Genomic DNA, 22,213 nt, shown 5'->3' on the forward strand with positions numbered 1-22,213 from the left:
TATCCGTATTTTTCATAAAATGCCTGCCTATTGTAAATTCTAAATTTGTAAATAACAAACTGAAAAGGAGTTTTACTATGCAAATGATGAATCAACCACCTATTCCTAATCCACCTCGTGCGATTACTACAAAGGATGTAATGTATTTAAAAGATGCCATGTCATGGGAGCTGCTGACCTTTAAAAAATTCCATTCGATGGCACAGCAAGTGCAAAACCCACAATTTAAGGATGCACTCGAAAGAGCCGGGCAAATGCACCAAAATCATTTCCAAAGAATCCTTACACATCTTCAAGTTGACAATGATGCAGCTTTAGCAAGCTTACCTAACACACAACTACAGTAAACAATATAGAAAAATTGGAGGTTATAAGATGCAAAACCAACAACAATCACAACAAAACCAAAACAAAATGCAAATTGCCAATCCCCAAACAGGTGAATTGCCAAAAGTAAAAAGTCCGGAAATGAATGATCGTGATTATATCAACGATGCACTTAGTACCTGTAAATACTTAACTGACAGCTTAAACATTGCGGTTCGCGAAGCCAGCCATGAACAGTTGCATCAAGAAATGCTGCAAATCTTAAATGAAACACACCAAACCGCTCGGGAGCTTTATAATTTAATGTTCCAGCATGGCTGGTACAAGCTTGAAGCTGAGGAACAACAGAAAATTGATCAGGCCTATCAGCAATTTAATAACTATTCCTCACAGTTCCCATACTAATTTAAGCCTAGGATTCTAGGCTTTTTTTAATCCTCCCCTTTATAATCATTCAAAATAAAATAGCAGAATAATCTTCACGATTCTTTTTTTCCTAAACGCTGTCATATTTTCGGAATTTAAATTATAGAAATAGTCGGAATCGCAATCCTGCAGGAGCAAAAGAACAAAAGGCAAACACATTCGTTAGGCAATCAAGCCTTTGAATGAAAGTATGAGCATCCCAAAAAGTGAACGCAATAATTGAGAGTGATATACTACTTATGGTTGAGCGGGCACATGAAGAAGCGAATCCTCTCGATCCTGTACCACGAATTTTCTTTAAAGATGATTTATACCAACTATACCAGCTAATTAAAGAATAAAAATTTATAAGGTGGCTACAAAATGGAGACATACAGTTCTCTTATTACCAAGCAAAAATCCTTTTTCAAAACAGAAAAAACAAAAAATATTGCATTCCGTCTCGAAGCACTCCAGAAATTACGAAATGCGATTAAAAATAATGAAAAAACACTAATGGAAGCCTTGAGAACCGACCTAAATAAATCTGAATTTGATGCCTACACCTCAGAAATTGGGTTTATATTGGAAGAACTTCGGTTTACAATTAAACATTTACGTTCATAGGCTGCGCCCAAAAAGGTTAAAACACCGGTTACCCATATTGGTTCGAATAGTTATATTTATCCTGAACCATATGGGGTCACGTTAATCATTGCACCTTGGAACTATCCATTTCAATTAGCGGTTGCTCCGTTAATCGGTGCGATTGCCGCCGGAAATACCGCCATTATTAAACCGTCTGAATTAACCCCAAAAACATCTGCAATATTACAGACACTTATCCGAGAAATTTTTCCTGGAGAGTATATTGCGGTTGTGCAAGGAGGCGTTGAAACGAGTCAGGCCTTACTGAATGAACCGCTTGATTATATCTTTTTTACCGGAAGTGTCCCTGTTGGAAAAATCATTATGGAAGCTGCGGCGAAACATTTAACACCGGTGACCTTAGAGCTTGGTGGAAAAAGTCCTTGTATTGTTCACGAGGATGCTAATCTAAAGCTGGCTGCTAAGCGAACCGCCTGGGGAAAGTTTACCAATGCTGGACAAACCTGTATTGCCCCGGATTATTTGTATGTTCATAAAAGAATTAAGCAGGAGTTCCTTCAGCAATTCAAGGAAACAACTTCTGAACTATACGGGCAGGAGCCTTTAAAGAATCCTGACTTTACTCGGATTGTAAGCGAAAGGCATTTTAATCGCTTATCTTCTTTTTTAGATGATGGGAAAGTTTTGATGGGAGGGAAAACGGATAAGGAACGCTTAACGATTGAGCCAACCGTATTAACCGATATTACCTGGGAGGATTCCATAATGCAGGATGAAATCTTTGGACCAATCCTGCCAGTGCTCGAATATGACAACTTAACAGAAGTAATCGAGGGAATCCATCGTCACCCGAAACCGCTTGCTCTTTATATTTTCACAGAAAACAATCACATTCAAGAAGATGTTTTAACTAAAGTCTCCTTCGGGGGCGGCTGTGTGAACGATACTGTTTATCACTTTGTTTCTCCATACCTCCCGTTTGGCGGGGTCGGTACCAGCGGGATTGGAGCCTATCATGGGAAGGGTAATTTTGATACGTTCTCCCATCAAAAAAGCGTCCTTAAACAAACGACCAAGTTTGATATACCGTTCCGCTATCCAAATGTAAAGAATGGGTTGGAAAAAATTTAGATGTTTATGAAGTAAGAAGAAAAGGCCTGGACTCAAGTGAATCAAGGCCTTTTCTGTATTTAGGCGGTTCCAAAGGTCATTCCACATTCGACCATTTACAAATGTGCTGAGGATTTATGTTAAAGTTCAAATTCCCATTCATCCTTAAGGATGAAATAAAGACCAAGAAGGATATTTTCTAATTCTATTTCACTTTTTCCAATCACTTCAAATCCTAACTTTGGCAGAAGGAGGTCTGCAATTTGTTTGGTCAATTCATTTCTATCCTCTTGTGGAATTTGTAAAAAACGGTTCGCATATGTACTGACAAGCTTCCAATCCTTTTCCTTAAACGAACCTACTGTCCATTCATCCAAATGAAGATCATTTTTGTTTAGCCCCCGCAAATTGATTTCTTTTTCAATGTGTGAAGGTTTATTTTTCTTTTTCGCCTTTCGCTCATGAACCACAATGGTCCCGGCCACTAGATCACCGAGCCGTTTATGTTTAGGATGGAAAAAGATCAAAATAATACCGAGAAAATAGGCAGTTGGCAGTGAATCAATCATACGAACGAGATTTCGGATAAAACTTGAAAGCAATGTAATGCTATGCCCGTTGTCTTGAATTACTCGAATGCCTACCATTCTTTTCCCAAGGGTTTTACCGCCTGAGAAAAACTCAAAGAAGAAGAAATAGCCCCAATTGATGATAAACAAGCCAATGACAGCAATTGCGATTGGAACGGAACTATCCCTTAGAAAAAACGGCAGCGAATCCATCCCATCATATACGAAAAAAAGAACTACTATGATGATAATATTGACGAGTAATAGCAGGACACGATCAATCATATACGCAGCCGCTCTGCTTCCTAATCCGGCCATTCGAAACTGGATGGCTACATATTCAGGTGTTTTGATATCTATCTGATCTTGCGTCATTAAATTTCCCCCTTAAATCTTGTTGAATCTTTCTATTTTCCTACTATTTTTCTATAATAAGGAGAAACGTATAATAATTTACAAAGCTCCGGTGAAAGAAGGTGTCAAAATGAATATTAAGCAATTTGTAAAAATGCACCGTGAAGAGTGGAAACAACTAGAACAATTTGTAACCCTATTAAGTAAGCAAAAAAGGCATTATACCGGTGATACCATCACACAGTTTCATCGATTATATCAAAAAACTGCCCAAAATCTTTCCTATAGCCAAACTTATTTTCCTAATGAGGAAATAACGATTTACTTAAACGGTCTTGTATCAAAAGCCCATAATCTTTTGTATAAAAATCAGGTGTCGAGTTTTAAACAGATTCAGTACTTCTTCAGCACAAAGTTTATTGGCCTATTGCTAGAGCAATGGAAATTTGTCACAGCAGCCTTTATCTTATTTTTAATTGGCGCGGTTGGCAGCTTTCTTTCGGTAATGAATGACCCTCTCCATATTTATTCCATCCTCCCTGCTGAAATTTCCCAAGGGGTTGACCCTGACAAATTAGGAAAAGGAACAAACGCCCTTGATTCTTCTCTCATGTCAGCAGAAATTATGACCAACAATATTAAAGTAGCAATCTTTGCCTTCGCCGGGGGAATTACCTTTGGACTGGTGACAGTCTATTTAATGGTCTACAATGGTATCATTATTGGCGCGCTTGCTGCCCTTTTTTGGCATCACGGCAAATCGTATGATTTTTGGGCTTATATTGTACCGCATGGAATGATTGAGCTGACAGCCATATTTATTGCCGGTGGAGCAGGTCTATTAATGGGCTATAAGCTCTTTGTTCCAGGGCAATACACGAGAGGCTATCAATTAAAGCTACATGCCAAGCGATCCGTTCAACTACTCCTTGGAACGATTCCATTGTTTGTCATAGCAGGGATGATAGAAGGCTTTATCACCCCTGCAAAAATTTCGTTAGAAGCAAAATATTTCGTCGCACTCTTAACCGTTGCCGGGCTCATTCTATATGTAATCATCGGTAAGTTGAAATGGGCCAAATCCATGCTTATAAAAGACTTTGATTCATAATCTCAATATAATGGGAAACGGCTGTCACTGCCAATTTTTCCTCGCGGGCCTCAATCATCTGGAGGCCTTGTTTTTCCCATCTATTTTTTTCTCTTTTTTTAAATAGGATTTGCTGCTGGGCAATGCTTTTCACCATCGCATGCTGCATAGTGTCAGGCGCTCCTTGAACTCTTTTTAACAGTGTTTGGTCCTCCACACCAATCATCAAAAACAAGTGACGTTTTCGCAGCCGCTGTAAATAGACTAAAGCACTTTCCTCATGTAAAAAAGTAGAGATATCACTAAATAGTAACAATAGACTTCGTTTCTTTTGCACCGTTTCTAAATAGCGTAAGACAGCACCGTAATTGGATTCTGAAGCATCTACCTTTAAATTATAGATGGCTTGTAAAATCGTCTGTAGATGGGTCATTCCTTTAGCAGGCGGAACAAAGACATGAATTTCTTTTGAGAAAGCAAGGACCGAAACATAATCTCCGTTCTTTAAAGCTGCAGCGGTAACCGTCAAGGCAGCTTCTAACGACTTTTCTAACCGGTTTCCCTTCTTTAATTCCGCTCCCATCATTCTTCCGCAATCAATTAAAATCGTAATGTATTTACCATGCTCTGGTTCATATTCGTTCGTCATTACTTCCTGCAGCTTAGCTGTCTGACGCCAGTTAATTTTCCGTGGATCGTCACCAACGACAAACTCTCGAATCTTGGAAAAATCACCAACACCTCTTCGCTGTCTGCGGATTTTTAATCCTTCATATTTTAAAAATTGCTGCGCGTTTTCTAAATATTGTTTGGTCTCCGTTAAATCGGGAATCACTTTTACAGATTGTGCTAAGTCAACAGTCGTCTGTTTTTCCCATAATCCTATTAGGCTGCTATAACGAAAATACAGCTTTTTTACATCATAATTACCTCGAACCTTTGCAGTTGTATGGTAAGTAATCACTTGTGCCGAATCCTTAGGGATTTGTCCTTTCAACGGAAACGGCCAGTTAAAGGACAGTGGCAAACCGTCCACCAACCGGTAAAAAAGAGAATAGGGAGAGGAATTGCTAATCTCAATTTCAATGGAGTAAGAGATGCCTCTTTCCAACTCAGTTGGTAACATTCTAGTAATGGTAAGCTGTTGTTTTCTTGGTGAAAAAAGCAAGTCCAGTAAACTAATACATATTGTTAATAGATTAAAGGTAATGATAAAAGCCCATGAAAGTCCCAAAATCGAACCCCACATGAATACCAGAGAAATAAAAAGGTAGACAAACAAAAAACGTTTGGTAGGTAAAATTCCTTTATCTTGGAACAGGAACCGAGCCCACAAGCTCTTCAATGATTTGGTCAACGGTCGCTCCCTCCAATTCTATATGCGGAGATAATAGAATCCGATGTCGTAAGGCCGGTTTAGCCACCATTTTAATATCATCCGGCGTTACATAATCTCTCCCTGATAGATAGGCCCAAGCTTGAGCCGCCTTGCCGATTGAAATTCCTGCTCTAGTACTAGCCCCAAAGCGAATTGATTCCGACTCACGAGTTTTTCTGACCATCTGCAAGATATAACCCAGAACATTCTCACTAAGAGTTACTCTCTCGATTTCACGTCTTATCGATAAAAAGGTCTCTATGTCCAAGATAGAGGTGAGAGGATTCTCCATAAAACTATTTTCAATCACTAGTTTTAACACATGTTTTTCCTCTTCGAAAGTTGGGAAATCAATGTAAAGCTTAAATAAAAAACGGTCCTGCTGTGCTTCCGGTAGTAGGTAGGTCCCTTCAAATTCAATCGGATTTTGCGTCGCTACCACAAAAAATACCTCCGGCAATTGATAGGTTTCTCCTTGAATGGTTACCTGCTTTTCTTCCATTGCCTCTAAAAGAGCTGCTTGTGTCTTAGCGGGTGTACGGTTAATTTCATCGGCTAACAATATATTGGTAAAAATCGGTCCCTTTAGGGTTTGAAAGGTACTCTCTTTCATGTTATAAATCGTACTGCCTGTTATATCACTTGGCAGTAAATCAGGGGTAAACTGAATCCGGTTAAAACTACCACCAAGAAGTTCAGCAAGTGTCCTTACCATTTGCGTTTTCCCGGTGCCTGGCACTCCTTCTAACAGTACATGTCCGCCAGATAGGATAGCCGAAAGAAGGAGTCTTAAATTAAGGCTTTGTCCTAAGATTCGCTCCTCATATTTTTCTAAAAAGGATGTTAATTCTGTCTTCATGATTCAACCTCGTTTCGTAATTCGTCTAGTTTTCTTGACCATAAAAGATACTCTTGTTTATTAATTTTATCTTTACTTAAGACACCGGTTAAACCATTTAAGAAAGCTTTGATTTCACTTCCTGTCAGTCTCATCCATTTCCTTTCAACGTATGGCGCTATGTCCTGCCATTCCTTACTGTATGGAATTTGCCATCTTTCTTGGATTAACACTTTTACATAATCTTCTTGAATGGCGAGTGAATCCTGATAACGTCTACCTCTTATATACCAGGCAGCAATCGCTTGAATACCCTCATCACTAAATCGAATCCAATCCTCTCTTGGCTGCATAAGCGGCCCAAATCGTTTTCCCTGATAGCATAACCACAGCAGCAACAAAAGAATTCCTTGAAAAATTAGAACCAAAAACCACATTGGATATATGGTCAAAATGGTCGATTCATTTTCTCCGCCATGTGTATATTCATCGAATAACAGGCTATCCGGTTTACCTTGATTTAAAAGTTGAAAACTAAGCGGCAAATGATCTTTTTTTAGGAGTTTGCCATTCGTAAACCATTCAGGAGTGATTGCAACGATTAAAGATCCCTTCCCATAAGGCCTTTTGATCGCAATCGGTCCGTATGAATCAGAAAGGATAATTTGATCATTTTTCTTTGTACGAATTCGAACATCAGAAATCACATCAGCCTTAAACGTATGATGATTCTGGTCTTTGATTGTCGTCAATTGACGATCCATTTGAATATAATCGACATCGACATTAAACATCCCTTTTGGATTTGTTTTCAATATTAGAATCGTATTTCCGGACTGGATAAAATGAATGTAATCATTCATTAACTCTTTTTCAGGTATAAAAGCAGGACCCGCCATCACCAGCATCTGGTGCTCATCCTCTTTAGGGAGTAAATCAGGGGAATGGTTCCAGCTTTTTACCTCTTTATCTTTTTTTAAATATGTATACAGCGCCTTCAATCCAGTCGGAGAAGGGGAGGTGGTGATATAATTGGGATAAGGATTTGGCTTGGGTGTATAGGAAAAATAGCTAACGGCTATAAAGAGCAGAAGCAAAACCAAAAACCAAACCCACCCACGTATTTTTGAATGAGTCTTCATGAAATACCTTCCCCCACCCCTTCAGCCAATATGTTTTTGATTTTTGTCCTAAATGTTTCAAATTCTTCAGGTCTTATGTTTCGTTCTCCATAGGTAACATCCTCAAAAAATTGTGCCAGCTCGTTAAATTGGTCAGCATTTTGCTTATTTACTTTTCTTAGTTCATCAAAGTAATCCCAATTTGTTTTCCAGATTCGAGCTTCCAGCCACTTCTTTTCATGATAAAACAAGAGCATCGCAAGAAAAAGGTGGCGGGTGGAGCCCGGATAATCCTCGAGAGATTCGAGGCGCTCCGCCTCTTTTATATGCTGTACAAAAGTCCAATTTCGGTCCTTTACTGATTGAAGTGGCTTTTGATTCCGTAATAGACGATTCCTTTTCACATTTCGAATGAGTAAATACGCTGCAACCGCTAATATCATTATGACCATCACAATCATTCCAATCAAAATGGCACTTGAAGCACTACTTGCAGATTGAAAAGACGGAAATAATTTTTCCAGTTGAGCGGCAATCCATTCTTTCGCCTTATCCCAGCATGTTTCGATGAACCCTTTTGGGTGATCGTAATAAACTTGATATTCTTTTCTTTTTAAAATCTCTTCAATATCGTCTCTCGCTTTGTTTGCATTTAACATAACCATCACCTAACTTAGGTCTTCAAATAGAATGATAATCTTCAATTAATTCCTTTAAATCATCAGCATCATTTCTTGTTTTTAAGTCTAGATACATAATCGCATAGCCGACAGAGAATATCATCGTTGTAAATAATGAAGCCAGATTGGAAATGAGGCCTAATAAGACACTATCCCCCAATAATGCCCCGAAAGTTAATTCTACGGCAAAGCTAATAATAGTGACAATCAAGTAAAACACAATGTACAGCCCCAATAATGCCCAAGTCCGTTTCTTCGAGAGCCGCCAGCTTCGGGAGAAACCTGGTGATACCTTATCAAGCACAACAGACCCAAAGTAAAAACTCCATCTAGTAATTAATAGACCGCCCCCAATGGCTAACGGGATAAATAACATAACGCCAACTAAAATACCTATAAAGGGATGGGCTGCTGCTGCAAGAATTCCACCTATTACCCCTGAAATGGCAATAGGGATTAAGAAGATCCCTAAAAATATAAGTCCAAATAAAATGGAACTGCCTAAAATGGGCCAAAACCGACGAAAAGCTTGTTTTATAACCGAGCGAACTGTATACTGCTCCTCTTTTCGGATATGATTGACCGCAAATAAAATGGCAGCCTCGGCAATTGGAAAAAGCAACGCACTCAGTAATCCAACGACGATTAGCCCTATATCTGCCCCTATGTTGCTCGAATCATAGGAGCTAGAATTATTGAGGTTTGAGAGAATTTGTTCGTACCATTGTCCCCCTTTTCCTGTTTCACGAAAAAAGCTTGCACCAGTAGCAATTTGAACAATCGCCTGAAGTAAATAAATGGGGCCCATAAAAATAATGAAGATCATAAAAAAATCCTTAAATCGATTTTTACATAAACTGAAGGTATGATCTAATATTTCTCCAAATCCTTTTGGCTTAGTAAACTTAGAATCCAAGTCGTAATCCCCCTAATACTTGTTTTTAGTTTTATTTTAACAAAACTTCAGTGTAAAAAGCTGTAAAAAACCACAAAAAATGGCCAAACTCGATGATTTTGAGTAAGGCCTTTTTTTCATCTATCGTTCTGGTCCATCTTCATTTCCTAAACGGGATTCTTTGACCAAATGAATGGCCTCATCTCGGTCAGTAACTTGCAGTTTATTTAATATATTGGTGACATAATTGGAGACCGTTTTTCCACTGATTTTCAGTTTTGCTGCTATTCCTGAATTGGTAGTACCGTCCGCCATCAAATAAAGTACTTCTCGCTCCCTCTCGGTTAAATCCGGAAACGCCTCCCTTGGAGCTGCCGGTCGGGCCATGGCAAAATAATCAATCATTCTGGAGGCAATTCCAGGACTAAAGATGGCTCCACCATTAGCCACGGCACGTATCGCATTTAGTAAGTCCTCTTTTTCTGCATCTTTAAGTACATAACCTTTCGCACCTGCCCTCATCGCAGCGAAAACGGAATGATCATCCTGGAACATCGTTAAAATCAAGATCTGTGTTTCTGGGTTAGATTTAATAATCTCTCTTGTTGCTTCAATTCCGTTACACCCTGACATGCGCAAGTCCATCAGGATCACATTAGGAGTAAGTGATTGGGCCATTTGAATGGCAGTTTCTCCAGATGTTGCTTCACCAATCACCTCTAAGTCAGGTGTGGTCAAAAAGAGGGTTTTTACACCGTGACGAAAAAGAGGGTGATCGTCAACGATTAAAATCTTCACTTTTTTCATTTACATCCCCCATTAGATAAGTATGAACCGGTAAAAATACAGTAATGACCGTTCCTCCCTGAGTATTGGTCTTAAGCTGAAAACGTCCACCCAATTCGGCCGCTCTTTCTTTCATTGAGCCAATCCCAATTCCACTATTTTTCTTGTTTTTTCTAATTGGAGATACCCCGATTCCATCATCTTCAATCTTCATTTCCAGCCCACACTCCCGCTCTCCGTGCTGATTAAATACAAGACTAATGTTACATGTCTTTGCTCTTGCATGACGGATGACGTTCACGATGGCTTCCGTCACGATTCGATATGCAGCCACCTCCACCGCAGCTGGCAAGGGCGGCAATTGGTTTGGAGTATTAAAGGTAAAAACGACTCGGTCCGTGTTTATTAATCCTTTCTGTATTGGGATTGTCTCTGACAAATCCTTTATTCTTTCATGTATTGCCCCGATTAAACCCATCTGATCGAGGGTAGGTGGACGCAAATCATAAACTAATCCGCGGATTTCAGCCACCGTTTGGCGAATCGTTGTCCGTAGTTCACCAAGAATATCTTTCGTAGCATATGGATTACGATCAACTAATTCCTCAGCTGCCGCTGCAGTTAATGCCAAGGCAGCGAGCCGGGGTGCCAAATCATCGTGAAGATTGCTTCTAAGCTTCCTTCTCTCCTCTTCTCTAGCAAAAACAAGGCTTTCCCTAGATTCTTGTAAATCTTCGGCCAATAGAATTAAGTCCTTTGACACTTTGGCACTTTGCACCACCACACTTGCTTGGCGTATAAGAATATCAATAAATTTTTCATCAGATGAATTAAAGGACTCACCTGGAGTACGTCTTGACAGCTTAATTTCTCCAATCTCATGTCCCTGATAAATAAGACTGTACGATATACAGTCTTCACTATAAATACCATCTTCCGCTGCGACGACTGTTTCACCATATTGATAAAGTGATAGAGCTGCATAAGGTGTCCTTAAGGAGTCTTTAATGGTCCTAACTACCAAATGTAAGACCGAATCCGGATCATTAGGATGTTCTAGTTCTTTTGCTAAACGAAATAAGACCATATACGGTTCTTCATTTTCTCCATACATCCGCCGATTAATAAAACGTTGGACCTTTTCTTTTACAGGAGCGAACAAAACAGCTACAATTCCTGTCGCAATCAGCGAGCTGATTAAATTGTTATTTGTTTGAAACAATAAACTAGAGTACCAAACCCCAATGATATATACCACTACCGTACACGCTGTCATAATCCCATAAACGAGTGTTCGATTAACAATCAAATCAATATCCCATAATCTGTGTTTCATCATGGCTATTAAAATAGCTGCTGGAATTAAAAGCATCGTGGTGTGAATCCCAATTTCCATGTAAAATAGCTGATTAGGCATCTTCACGATTGAATTTTCGGTAATGATATAGATAGCTGTTAAACTAAATAGTCCGATGAGTGCTAACGTTGCTCCGTAGACGACCCATTTTGCTTGCTGCTTTTCGACTAGGGTCAGAATCCTTCGATAACGATAAATTTGGACAGATAATAAACTCCCGATCCAAAGAATAAACCAGCAAACAAATAGCCAATTAGAGACAAATTGTAGATCTACATAAGTTTTTGGGAATAACATCCCTGGAACTCGAAGACCTATCAAGACAACACATAGGTATTTAGACCATTTTGGGGCAAACCGCCCATTTGGAAAGAGGAAAAAGAAAAGGATAAAAGCCGCCATCCCACTTGCTTCAATCACTTGAACAATGATACGAAAAACCGGATGAATGACTTTTAACCCCCACATGATTGGCGTAAAAGTCCCTCCAAGCGAAATCAGCATGTAGCTCCCGATCAATCCAATAAGGTTGGAAAATTTTTTCCACAAAATCACTAAACCAATAAAGATATAAACTAATCCAAACATCACATAAATCGCATCATAGGCAAATGCATATTCCGAAGCTGTGATGCCATGCTCCTTAAGCCACCCGCTTCCTGGGGCAGGATTATAAAAAGCTTCGCAACTGTGAGTAATACAATTCGATTTAATATATTGATAGTATTGTGGAGCACTTACGATAAACAAAATAACAGTAAGTAAACTTATTGAAAGAAACCCTCTTCGTAACCAAACCATCTTTCCATCTGAAGATAAAAGATTCGTTGATATCATAACCACTTCTCCCATTAATCAAGTGACAGAAAAATTGTACCAATAATCAGACTGTTCTGTAAACATATTTTAAGATTCCTAACTTAGTTCCTAATCTTTGGGAAAAAGAGTCTCTACCAACCGGGTAGTGGTGGGATGGTATGATTCAGGTGTAAACAAAAACAAATCATTACACAGGAGGAATAACAATGATCACCATTCCAAAAGGTTTTCTAAAGTTCAGCGGGTTTTTATTATTGATAGGGGGAATGATGGGGTTTACTGGCCAGTTGGTTCATCTCGGGGATGTCCCTGAAACAGTAAAAGATATCCCAGAATTTTTAAAAGGCGCGGTGAATATACATGTTCTTTTAGCCTATGCTTCTACATTTATCCTAATGGGATTACCTGCCTTATTTTTACGTCAGTCTGGCCATTTAAAATGGTGGGGCTGGATGGCATTCCCCTTATTATTCATCGGTTTAATGCTGGAAATTTTCCATGGTCCTGTTCAAATTATTGCCTATCCAATCATTTTCGATTTTGTTCATACAGCTAAAGATTTGCAGCATGTAACAGACCTTTTTAATAACATGGCCATAGATCGATTCCCACTACAGCTTGCTATATTTATTCCACTTATTCCAGGGATCTTTATTGGACTGATTTTATTAGGAATTTCTACGTACCGTGCAAAAGTGTTGCCTAAAGCACCTGCCATCTTTACATTAGTGGTTTTGGTTATTCAAATCATTGGCATGATTGTTCCAGTTCATATTCATCTCCTAGAAATTTCTTTTGCTTACATTCATCTGATTTTTGTCTGGTTCGGGGCCATTTTAGCCTTTGAAAAAGCACAAACAACCTCAAGCCAGCAAGAAAATAAATTAGTATTATAATGTCAAAACCCAGGGAACAATGATTCCCCGGGTTCTTATTGGATTAGATTTGTGAAAATTCTTTGACTAGCTCGCCAAATCGTTTAAGGGCATTTTCAATTGGGTCTGGTGTCGTTAAATCAACACCAGTCTTTTTTAATAATTCTAACGGATAATCAGAACTTCCACTTTTTAAAAATTCTAGATAGGCATGAATGGTTTCTTGATCACCTTCAAAGATCCTCGTTGCCAAGTGAATAGCAGAGGCAAATCCAGTCGCATATTTATAGACATAAAACGGTCGATAGAAATGGGGAATTCTTGACCAGCCATATTTGACTTCCTCGTCAAAGACAATGTCCTCCCCATTGTATTCCCTAAACAAGGTTTCATAGGTTTGGTTAAATACTTCCACATTCAATGGGATTCCCTTCTCAGCCATGTCATGGGTTTTCATCTCAAACTCGGCAAACATGACTTGTGTAAAAAAGGTCCCTTTGAATTGGTCGATAAAATGATTAAGCAGGTGATTGCGTACGTTGGTGTCTTCCTCATTCTTTAATAAGTAGTTGATTAAAAGAACCTCGTTTACTGTAGAAGCAACCTCAGCCACAAAAATACTGTAACCTGCCGTTATTTGAGGTTGATACTGTGAGCTTAACTTGCTGTGAACACCATGACCGCATTCATGCACCAAGGTAAACAAACTATCCAAATCATCTTGGTGATTTAACAAAATAAACGGATGGACACCGTATATGCCAAGATTATAAGCACCTGAGCGTTTCCCTGGTGTTTCGCGAACATCAATATATCTCGCATCTTTAAACTCTTTTAGAATGGTAAGATAATCTTCCCCTAAAGGAGCCAGTGCTTTCAGCATCGTTTCATAGGCTTCTTCGTAAGAAATCACTTGTCTTACACCACTGACAAGCGGGACGCTCATATCATACTGGCGAATTTCGTCGAGTTGCAATTTTTCCTTTCGTATCCTTGTATACTTGTGCATTGGTGCGATGTTTTCTTTTGTTGTCTGAATCAGATTTTCATAAACCTCTCGCGGTACTTTGTCACTAAAAAGTGCTTTTTCAAGTGCAGAAGGATATTGACGGATTTTAGCTAAGGTAACATTATTTTTGATAGCCGCTGATAAGGTCGATGCAATCGAATTTTTTAATTGTACATATGGCTGATAATAGGCTTTGTATGCTTCTTTCCGTTTTTCACGGTCTTCATCTTCAATTAATTTGGCATACATGCCGCGCGTTAATTCGACCCGGTCACCATTTTCCTTCGTTACTTCTCCAAATTTAATGTCGGCGTTATTAATCATTCCATAGGTATGACTTGGAACCGACAAAGCTTCCCCTAATTGAGAGAGGAGTTCTTCTTGTTCTTTACTTAATACATGCTTTTTGTAACGGAAAGAGTCAAGTAAATCCTCTTCGAAGTAGGTTAAGCTTTCTTCTGCTTTGATATATCCTTTTAATGTTTCTTCATCTAAACTAAGTAAAAAAGGCATAAAGAAGGATGTTGCAGCACTGACTTTTACACTAAGCTGTTTTGCTTTGTCTAAATAGGATTGCGGAAGGGTTTCTCTTGTATTTTCATCAACCATTAACATCGCATAGGCATAGACCTTGTTAAGATGGAAAGAGAGTTCTTCCCTTTGTTTAAGATATTCATATAGAGAATGGCCATCCTTAATGTTTCCATCAAATTGCTTTAAATTGACAGCAATTTGCTCGATTAACTGGTAATCTTTTTCCCAATGGCTGATATCTGGGTATATATCGGCTAAATTCCATTTTTCATGGATAGGGACTTCATTTCTACTTGTATAGGTGGTCATGGATTGTCTCCCTTCAATTCCTTACTGTATTATTTTCCATTTTCAAAAATGAATTAAACTCAAAAGTATATTCCATATGTATCAACGATTTTCCTTTTTTATGTTAGAATTCGTTGGGTATGAATAAAAGCAGGCCTATGAACATGACCTGCTTTTACATATTAATTGTGGCTTAAAGCCATTAGTCTTTCATTTACTTCTTCTTCACTTAAGCCGTGTTGTGCAACATAACGGTTTCTTGGGTGTACACGGCATTCATGGGAACAGCTTCGTAAATGTTTGTGTTCATTTTCTTCAGAGCAAAGGATTTTTTTGTTACACTCAGGGTTGGCACAGTTTACATAACGCTCACATGGTTCACCGCTAAAGTAATCCTTACCGACCACCACATGTTCTTTGCGATTAACTGGCACACTAATCCGCTCATCGAACACATATAACTGACCATCCCATAGGTCTCCTTTAACCTCTGGGTCTTTTCCGTACGTCACAATTCCACCTTCAAGCTGCGACACATCTTCAAAACCTTCTTTACGGAGCCAGCCTGAGAATTTTTCACAACGAATTCCACCTGTACAATAAGTGAGGATTTTTTTGCCAACAAATTGTTCTTTATTTTCTCTAATCCAATCTGGCAGATCACGGAAATTCAAGATATCTGGTCGAACAGCCCCTCTGAAATGACCTAAATCAAACTCATAATCATTGCGGGCATCAATCACAACCGTATCTTCCCTTTGCATGGCCTCATAAAATTCCTTTGGCTTTAAATGCTTACCGGTTAACACGTTAGGATCCACATCATCTTCTAAACGAAGCGTTACAAGCTCAGAACGGTAACGGACTTTCATCTTTTTAAAAGCATGCTCAGATGCTTCATCCACTTTAAACCAAGTACCAGCGAATAGTGGGTGCTCGTCCATATATTTCATATAAGCATCCGTCTGTTCAATGGTGCCTGACACCGTACCATTAATTCCCTCAGCAGCGATGATAATTCGTCCCTTTAAGCCGAGGTCGTTACAAAATTGTCGATGCTCATTTGCACATTCCTCAGCGTTTTCGATTTCTACATATTTATAATAAAGTAATACTCTATAGTCTTGATTCATTATTAACCACCCTTAAATCTTTATATAAATGTGTTAGTTTTTAACATTAACCTTATGATTATATCAGAAACTTATTAAGCTTTCAAATCTATTTACCTAGGTAAATAATTTAATTTTAGAAAGGTGGAAATTACCATCCATTCTTAACCCTGTATTCTGTTACAATTTGATAGAAAATAAAAGGAGGAACCATCCTATGAATAAACGATTTCTCCTCCTTGTAATGGTCATTGTTCTTACCTTCCTTGGAGGAATCTATACAGGATTACAGTTCACAACGATTATGCCACAGAAAAACGTTACATCTGGGAAAGCACCGCAATCGGCAATTAAACCAGAGACAAAAGAATTACCTGAAGTAGCAAAAACACAGTCAAAAGTGTTGATGGGGTATATCCAGGATTTTCGAGACCCAAACCAAGTAGACTATAGTAAATTAACACATGTTATCTTCTCATTTGCACATCCCACTAAGGATGGTGGTCTTTTACTAAATGGTGATACGGCATTAAAAAACCTGCGGACCACTGTCGCTAATGCCAAGAAAACCAATACAAAAGTGGAGCTCGCTGTTGGTGGTTGGTATCATATGAACGGTGGAGAATCCTATCCGTATTTTAAAGCAGCCATTTCAAGTCCAGCTTCCCGTACAAAGCTAGTTAACAATCTTACTAGTATAGCAGTTCGTGAAAAGCTTGATGGGATTGATATTGATTTTGAACATCCCCATTCCAAAGCGGATGCTGACAATCTTGCCGCTTTTACAAAAGAGTTAAGCACACAGCTTCATGCGAAAAAGAAGGAACTATCAGTTGCTGTAAATGCTAAAATTAATGCCGAAACTTTAACTGTATCAGGATTTGTACAATACAATTCTTCTATGTTCAAGGACGTTGATCATGTCAATATTATGGCATATGACGGACAATGGGATGGAAGTTATAATGCGGCTAACTTATCACCATATCCATTTACGGAGAAAATTGTGAACTATTGGAGCCAATTGTTTGATGAACAAAAGATTTCAAAAGAAAAATTAGTTCTTGGGGTTCCATTTTACGCCCAGCCGGCAAATCCTAACATTAAACAGGTATCTTATGGTGCGATTATTAATCAAAATCCCGCTAATGCCAGCAGTGACACTATTAATATGAACGGAACGACCTACTATTATAATGGTACTGGAACAATGAAAAGGAAAACGAAACTGGCTTTAGACAATGGTTTTGGCGGAATGATGATCTGGGAGCTTGGACTTGATGCCAAAGGATCCAATAGTCTAACTAGTTCCATTTCGAATACAATCAAGGAATCTATTAACTCTCCTGTTAAATACTATACAGTTGTGAAAGCTAATTAGAAATTGAGGCCATACACTCGCACATGAGTGTATAGCCTTTTTTATAATTGAAAAGCTTCTTCTGCGATCAATTGATAGGACTTCACACGATTCTCTGGCGAGTGAGTGATGGTTACAAGCATAATTTCATCTGCTTGATATTGTCTTCCTATTTCAGCTAACCTTTTAACAACCTTTTTAGGATTGCCTATAATCATATTTTGCTTCATTTTTTCAACTGTATGCTGTTCTTTTTCATCTAGCTCGTACTGCTTCGCTTCCGCAATGGAAGGAACCCCATTTCTTTCCCCTTTTCCCCTTTGTAGTGACCATATAAGGGTACTTAAAGCAAGCTCTTGCGCTTTCTCATCGGTCTCTGCACAAATTGCATTTACAGTCACAATCACTTCAGGCTTTTGCCCTTGTTTTCTCGGCTTAAATGACTCTAAATATTGTTGAATGATTGCAGGGCCGTCATTGTCACTCATGAACTGCCCAAATGCATAGGACATCCCGTTTTCCGCTGCCAGCAAGGCGCTTTTTTTACTTGTACCCAGCAGCCATGGTTCAGGAGGAACACTAGGTATTGGGGAAGCTGTCACTTTGGAATACTCATGGACAGCAGGAAAATCATTGTCTAAAAAATGAAGCAGATTAGATACGGAGGTTGGCATGTTCCAGACCTGTTGTAAAAAATTATCGGATAAGGCATTGGTTACCTCTGCAGAACCACCTGGAGCCCGGCCAATCCCGACATCGATACGACCTGGAAATAATGTCGCCAACATATTGTAAACCTCAGCGACTTTAAATGGTTTGTAATGTGGAAGCAAGACAGCACCTGCACCTATCCGAATGGTTTTCGTATGGGCACCGATGAAACCAAGCATCACTTCAGGAGCCGGACAGGCAAGTCCTGGTAAATCATGATGTTCGGCAATCCAGTAACGCGTGTAGCCTAATTTTTCTCCGATTTGAGCCAGTTTCATAGATTCATATAGTGCTTCTTGTGGAGTTTGATTGGATGAAATTGGGGATTGATCTAGAATACTTAATCTCATGATAGTCACCTCTTTTCTTATTATTTTTATAAAAGCATAGCACTAGGATATTTCTCAATCAAATTTAGTACCTCAAGGTAAATATCGGATTTCATAAATCTGCCACAAAAATTTGACAATTGTCGAATTTTTTTCCAATTTTTTAAAGGAGATTGTCGAATATGAGCGAATAAATTAATGAGAATTAAAAAAAGGAGGAAGAAAATTGAAAAAATTAATAACAATTATTGGCGGATTATTAGTGGCAGTTTCTTTGTTTGTGACATATGGAAATACGGCTAAAGCAGAAGAAGCAACCGTTTCAACTTTTGTAACAAGCCAAAATGAAGACTGTGCTTGTCATGACGTTACTCCTATTTTAGGAGCTGAAAGAAATAAAATTGTAGCAGACCTTATCAGTAATAACGAATTTAAAACTGTCAAAAAAGATCTTATGTCAAAGGGTTATAAATGGTTGGGTGCTAGTGAAGTGCAAGTCTATAAACATAATCAACTTCCCATCATGATCGTAGGACTACCATTTAAAGATAGCAAAGGAACGAAATGGATGGCAACTTTCCTTAATGGAGATTACCAAGGTAATGTTCCTTTAGAATAATAAAAGTCCCAACACAAAAGTTGGGACTTTTTAATACCATATAAAAATTAATATTATTGTTGTTGTATTCTATGCAGGTTTCTACGTGACCAAAAGAAATAGGAGATGCTTATGACAATTACAAACCCTAAGAAAGCATAAAAGCCCAATCGAAAATCATGCACACGTAAGCTAATAACGAACAAAAGTAGGATTGATAGAATTGTTCCATAAGCCCCCAGGTGCCCCCAGATTAATTTAGATTCAAATGTTTCTTTTTCCCCTTTGTTTTTCCGCCAAAGCAGATACGTGATTAGGTTCAGAGTCCAATTTAAAAAAGTGAAGTATGAAGAGGCTGAAACCAAATAACTATATAAATTAGAAGGAAGTAAAAAGGACAATCCAACTACGATTAAAACTCCTAGGCCAACTGCCATCCAGGCATTACGGTAAAATCCTCGACTTGAATGCTGAAGAAATAACCTTGGTCCCTTTTTAGCTACAGATAGTGATACTATTAACTGAATGGAAGCAAAGTAGCTTGCAGCCATGACAGAAAATGCGGCAAGTAAAATAATGACATTTAAACCTTCCGCTGCCCAATCCATTCCGATTACATCAAAAGCATGGACAAATGGTGATTTTTTTGTTGACACCGTATTCCAAGGTGTAATCATTACTAAAACCAGCATTGCAAGGACATATAGTGAAATCGACCCAAATGACAAATATCTTGTTGCACGTGGTATTTCAACACGAGGATTTGATACCTCTGTTGCTGCCATAGCAACTGCACTTATCCCTGAAAATGAGAAAACAACAACAAGCATGGATTGAAACAAGCCAGAAAAGCCTGTAGGAAAAAAGGCGTGCCCGCTAGAAAATGGACTTGAAGAAGTAAAGCCCACTTGTGTTAGGAAGGCATAACCTCCAAGAAAGATAAACAGCAAAATAGCTAGAGCTTTTACTGCAGCCATTCCAGATTCTATACGTCCAAATTGTTTCATATCCATTAAGTTCAACAAAATAATAATCCCCGTAAACGTAGTGGCTAAAATCGGTAGTGCAATATGGGGCATCCAAAAGTGTACAAAGACTCCCATTGCAATTGCTTCCGATCCAATTCCCAAAATACTGGAAACAAATACAGCCCACCCAACTAAAAAGCCAGCATAGGAACCAAGAAACTGTTCCACATAGACACGGAACGATCCACGTTCCAGCCGATTCACATTTATACTTGTCATTGCTCCAAGAACCTGCATCATCATGACTCCGCCAATTAAAAAGGCTATAGATACGGATGGACCTGCTTCACGTACAGCTAATCCTGACCCCAGAAAAAAACCTGCCCCAATCACACCGCCAATGCCAAGTCCAGCCAAGCTTACAGCATTAAGACCACTACGACCAGCTTCTTCGGGCTTTTCACCACGTGGTAAATTGATACCGTTTTTCAATGTTTTTAAAATAATAACACCCTCTTTTAGTAAAACTCTAATCCTTAGAATGCGGAATTATAATCTTACCTATTCTAGATTAGAGTTTCGTAAAAAAGGAACAGAACTGACGGACTTATATAAAAAGAAGAAGGAAGAAACTAAAAAAGTCCTCCTCCTCCTTCTTTTTATACTAGAAAGTCTTTCATTACCATAATCAACTTCGTTGGATTTTCATACATACTCATATGTCCAGAATCCTTGATTATGGTTTGCTTAATATTTTCCTTACTAACCGAAAAAGTTTTTTCAGGTGCAATAACTTGGTCTTTTTCACCGGCTATTAGCAGTACCGGTAACGAAGTCGTTTCCAACACATGATTCCGGTCTGGTCTGTCTCTCATAGCACTTAAAGAATGGATTGCTCCCTCTGAAGGTGTACGATAGCCAATCTCTTTTGCCGTTTCCACATACTGTTTGTCAAGATGATCCGGCGAGAAAAGCTTCGGAATCAAGCCATCAATTAGCCCCTTGATCCCTTCTGTCCTCACCTTTACAATATTATTTGTTCTGCCTTGCTTTGCCTCTTCAGAATCAGGAAAAGCTGTGGAATGAACAAGTGAAAGTCCATTTAAAGAATCACTGTACTTCTCTGCATAAGCAAGCGTAATATAGCCCCCTAACGAATGGCCGAACATGGTTATCTTATCGAGATTCAAATGATCTAAAAGTTCTTTAAGCATATCGGCAATATCTGAAATGGAATAGTCCTCTAAAACAGTTGCAGATCCGCCATGTCCCGGTAAATCCGGAGCGATCACCCGATAATTTTCGGACAACACCGGTATGACGTCTGACCAATACTCTGAACTGCCACAAAATCCGTGTAGAAGCACAATTGGCTTACCCGCTCCTTTATCTATGTATGTGATAGTCGAATTTTTTAATGATAGGCTTTTCATTTCCATAAAATAAAATCACTCCTTAATCTTTTTATTTATCATATAATAGGACAAGCAAAATCAATAAATAAAAAGCATTACCTCTTTTTAAGAAGTAATGCTATATGTTTACCCAATTTGCTCTTCGTTTAACTCATTATTTATTAATAATCTCTTATTTGGAATAAAAGTTAAGTTTGATTTTTTTAATAAGTATTGCATGTGTTCGACTGGCATTGAACCATGCCCTTTACTATCTCCAAGTGTAAACTGAACGGTGATGCCGTTAAAGCTTTTTACCGTCATGGTTTCTGCAGAGTTGAAGAACCCTTTTGCAAACTGCGAAATTTGATACTTATTTCCTTCTTCAATTAACATTTATGGACTCCTTTAATCTTATTCTCCATTTTAGTATGCCTAATGGAAAATTTTACATACATCATTTTTCAAATTTGTCTGTTGATTTCCGCTCCAGGCGCTCAGCAAACCCGCGGGCGTGCCGGGGAGCCTCCTCGGCGCTTTTGCGGAGGGCACTGAAAAACTTACGTTTTTTAAACTTTTCATTTTGAGCTAATAAAAAAAGATGACATTCCGTCTTAAATTTGATGAAATGTCACCTTTTTCTTTGTCTTCTTTTACACTTTTTCATTTAGGAGCTTTAGAATCCGCTTAATATTCA

The 22,213-nt window shown here is 38.6% G+C and carries 21 protein-coding genes and 1 pseudogene; 8 read left to right on the top strand and 14 right to left on the bottom strand.

Annotated elements, in window-relative coordinates; translation table 11 throughout:
- Window positions 1-83 precede the first annotated feature (83 nt).
- From JOC76_RS24510 to JOC76_RS24520, 4 genes and pseudogenes are all read left to right on the top strand, one after another.
- Window positions 84-347: a ferritin-like domain-containing protein gene (locus JOC76_RS24510; RefSeq protein WP_205181399.1), complete on the top strand. Its 264-nt coding sequence runs from the start codon at window positions 84-86 to the stop codon at window positions 345-347.
- Window positions 348-375: 28 nt separating this feature from the next.
- Window positions 376-732 carry a spore coat protein gene (locus JOC76_RS24515; RefSeq protein ID WP_205181400.1) on the top strand — a complete coding sequence of 119 codons (357 nt, stop codon included), beginning with the start codon at window positions 376-378 and terminating at the stop codon, window positions 730-732.
- Between the two features lie 227 nt (window positions 733-959).
- On the top strand, window positions 960-1,094 hold the full coding sequence (locus JOC76_RS30615; RefSeq protein WP_275591408.1) for a hypothetical protein: 135 nt from the start codon (window positions 960-962) through the stop codon (window positions 1,092-1,094).
- A gap of 22 nt (window positions 1,095-1,116) precedes the next feature.
- Window positions 1,117-2,472, top strand: a pseudogene (locus JOC76_RS24520) (aldehyde dehydrogenase).
- A gap of 119 nt (window positions 2,473-2,591) precedes the next feature.
- On the opposite strand, the gene JOC76_RS24525 reads toward JOC76_RS24520, so the two are convergent.
- A complete protein-coding gene (locus tag JOC76_RS24525) occupies window positions 2,592-3,395 on the bottom strand; it encodes an RDD family protein (protein WP_205181401.1) in 804 nt (267 codons plus the stop codon).
- A 109-nt stretch (window positions 3,396-3,504) separates the two neighbouring features.
- Here JOC76_RS24525 and JOC76_RS24530 point away from each other — a divergent pair, with 109 nt between their 5' ends.
- Window positions 3,505-4,485 (top strand): stage II sporulation protein M, encoded by a 981-nt coding sequence (locus tag JOC76_RS24530; protein WP_205181402.1) that lies wholly within the window; start codon window positions 3,505-3,507, stop codon window positions 4,483-4,485.
- Here the strand turns inward: JOC76_RS24530 and JOC76_RS24535 are convergent.
- From JOC76_RS24535 to JOC76_RS24565, 7 genes are all read right to left on the bottom strand, one after another.
- On the bottom strand, window positions 4,463-5,821 hold the full coding sequence (locus JOC76_RS24535) for a DUF58 domain-containing protein (RefSeq protein ID WP_239557951.1): 1,359 nt from the start codon (window positions 5,819-5,821) through the stop codon (window positions 4,463-4,465). The genes JOC76_RS24530 and JOC76_RS24535 overlap by 23 nt on opposite strands.
- A complete protein-coding gene (locus JOC76_RS24540) occupies window positions 5,772-6,701 on the bottom strand; it encodes an AAA family ATPase (RefSeq protein ID WP_205181403.1) in 930 nt (309 codons plus the stop codon). Before JOC76_RS24540 ends, JOC76_RS24535 begins: the two co-directional genes overlap by 50 nt.
- Entirely contained in the window at window positions 6,698-7,822 is a 1,125-nt protein-coding gene (locus JOC76_RS24545) for a DUF4350 domain-containing protein (protein ID WP_205181404.1), read from the bottom strand. The genes JOC76_RS24540 and JOC76_RS24545 overlap by 4 nt, the downstream gene beginning before the upstream one ends.
- On the bottom strand, window positions 7,819-8,460 hold the full coding sequence (locus tag JOC76_RS24550) for a DUF4129 domain-containing protein (protein ID WP_205181405.1): 642 nt from the start codon (window positions 8,458-8,460) through the stop codon (window positions 7,819-7,821). Before JOC76_RS24550 ends, JOC76_RS24545 begins: the two co-directional genes overlap by 4 nt.
- A 22-nt stretch (window positions 8,461-8,482) precedes the next feature.
- Window positions 8,483-9,397: a hypothetical protein gene (locus JOC76_RS24555; protein ID WP_205181406.1), complete on the bottom strand. Its 915-nt coding sequence runs from the start codon at window positions 9,395-9,397 to the stop codon at window positions 8,483-8,485.
- A gap of 120 nt (window positions 9,398-9,517) precedes the next feature.
- Complete coding sequence (locus JOC76_RS24560; protein WP_205181407.1) at window positions 9,518-10,183, bottom strand: response regulator; 666 nt, start codon at window positions 10,181-10,183, stop codon at window positions 9,518-9,520.
- Complete coding sequence (locus JOC76_RS24565; RefSeq protein ID WP_205181408.1) at window positions 10,155-12,356, bottom strand: sensor histidine kinase; 2,202 nt, start codon at window positions 12,354-12,356, stop codon at window positions 10,155-10,157. The genes JOC76_RS24560 and JOC76_RS24565 overlap by 29 nt, the downstream gene beginning before the upstream one ends.
- A 188-nt stretch (window positions 12,357-12,544) precedes the next feature.
- Here JOC76_RS24565 and JOC76_RS24570 point away from each other — a divergent pair, with 188 nt between their 5' ends.
- The gene (locus tag JOC76_RS24570) at window positions 12,545-13,234 is read left to right on the top strand and encodes a hypothetical protein (protein ID WP_205181409.1); all 690 of its coding nucleotides are present in this window, start codon (window positions 12,545-12,547) and stop codon (window positions 13,232-13,234) included.
- A 43-nt stretch (window positions 13,235-13,277) separates the two neighbouring features.
- On the opposite strand, the gene pepF is transcribed toward JOC76_RS24570, so the two are convergent.
- Both pepF and trhO read right to left on the bottom strand, forming a co-directional pair.
- On the bottom strand, window positions 13,278-15,065 hold the full coding sequence (gene pepF, locus JOC76_RS24575) for an oligoendopeptidase F (protein ID WP_205181410.1): 1,788 nt from the start codon (window positions 15,063-15,065) through the stop codon (window positions 13,278-13,280).
- 161 nt (window positions 15,066-15,226) lie between these two features.
- Window positions 15,227-16,177 (bottom strand): oxygen-dependent tRNA uridine(34) hydroxylase TrhO, encoded by a 951-nt coding sequence (trhO, locus tag JOC76_RS24580; protein WP_205181411.1) that lies wholly within the window; start codon window positions 16,175-16,177, stop codon window positions 15,227-15,229.
- 196 nt (window positions 16,178-16,373) lie between these two features.
- Here trhO and JOC76_RS24585 point away from each other — a divergent pair, with 196 nt between their 5' ends.
- A complete protein-coding gene (locus JOC76_RS24585; protein WP_205181412.1) occupies window positions 16,374-17,537 on the top strand; it encodes a glycosyl hydrolase family 18 protein in 1,164 nt (387 codons plus the stop codon).
- Window positions 17,538-17,578: 41 nt separating this feature from the next.
- Here the strand turns inward: JOC76_RS24585 and JOC76_RS24590 are convergent, their stop codons facing one another.
- On the bottom strand, window positions 17,579-18,577 hold the full coding sequence (locus tag JOC76_RS24590) for an LLM class flavin-dependent oxidoreductase (RefSeq protein WP_205181413.1): 999 nt from the start codon (window positions 18,575-18,577) through the stop codon (window positions 17,579-17,581).
- 205 nt (window positions 18,578-18,782) lie between these two features.
- On the opposite strand from JOC76_RS24590, the gene JOC76_RS24595 reads away from it, so the two are divergent.
- Window positions 18,783-19,175, top strand: coding sequence for a hypothetical protein (locus JOC76_RS24595; protein ID WP_205181414.1), 393 nt, complete (start codon window positions 18,783-18,785; stop codon window positions 19,173-19,175).
- 53 nt (window positions 19,176-19,228) lie between these two features.
- On the opposite strand, the gene JOC76_RS24600 is transcribed toward JOC76_RS24595, so the two are convergent.
- From JOC76_RS24600 to JOC76_RS24610, 3 genes are all read right to left on the bottom strand, one after another.
- Entirely contained in the window at window positions 19,229-20,614 is a 1,386-nt protein-coding gene (locus JOC76_RS24600; RefSeq protein ID WP_239557952.1) for an amino acid permease, read from the bottom strand.
- Between the two features lie 167 nt (window positions 20,615-20,781).
- Window positions 20,782-21,561 (bottom strand): alpha/beta fold hydrolase, encoded by a 780-nt coding sequence (locus JOC76_RS24605; RefSeq protein ID WP_205181415.1) that lies wholly within the window; start codon window positions 21,559-21,561, stop codon window positions 20,782-20,784.
- Window positions 21,562-21,663: 102 nt separating this feature from the next.
- Window positions 21,664-21,912 (bottom strand): hypothetical protein, encoded by a 249-nt coding sequence (locus tag JOC76_RS24610; protein WP_205181416.1) that lies wholly within the window; start codon window positions 21,910-21,912, stop codon window positions 21,664-21,666.
- Window positions 21,913-22,213: the final 301 nt, after the last annotated feature.

The organism is Neobacillus cucumis, from assembly GCF_016908975.1.
GTDB classification, from domain to species: Bacteria; Bacillota; Bacilli; order Bacillales; family Cytobacillaceae; genus Neobacillus; species Neobacillus cucumis.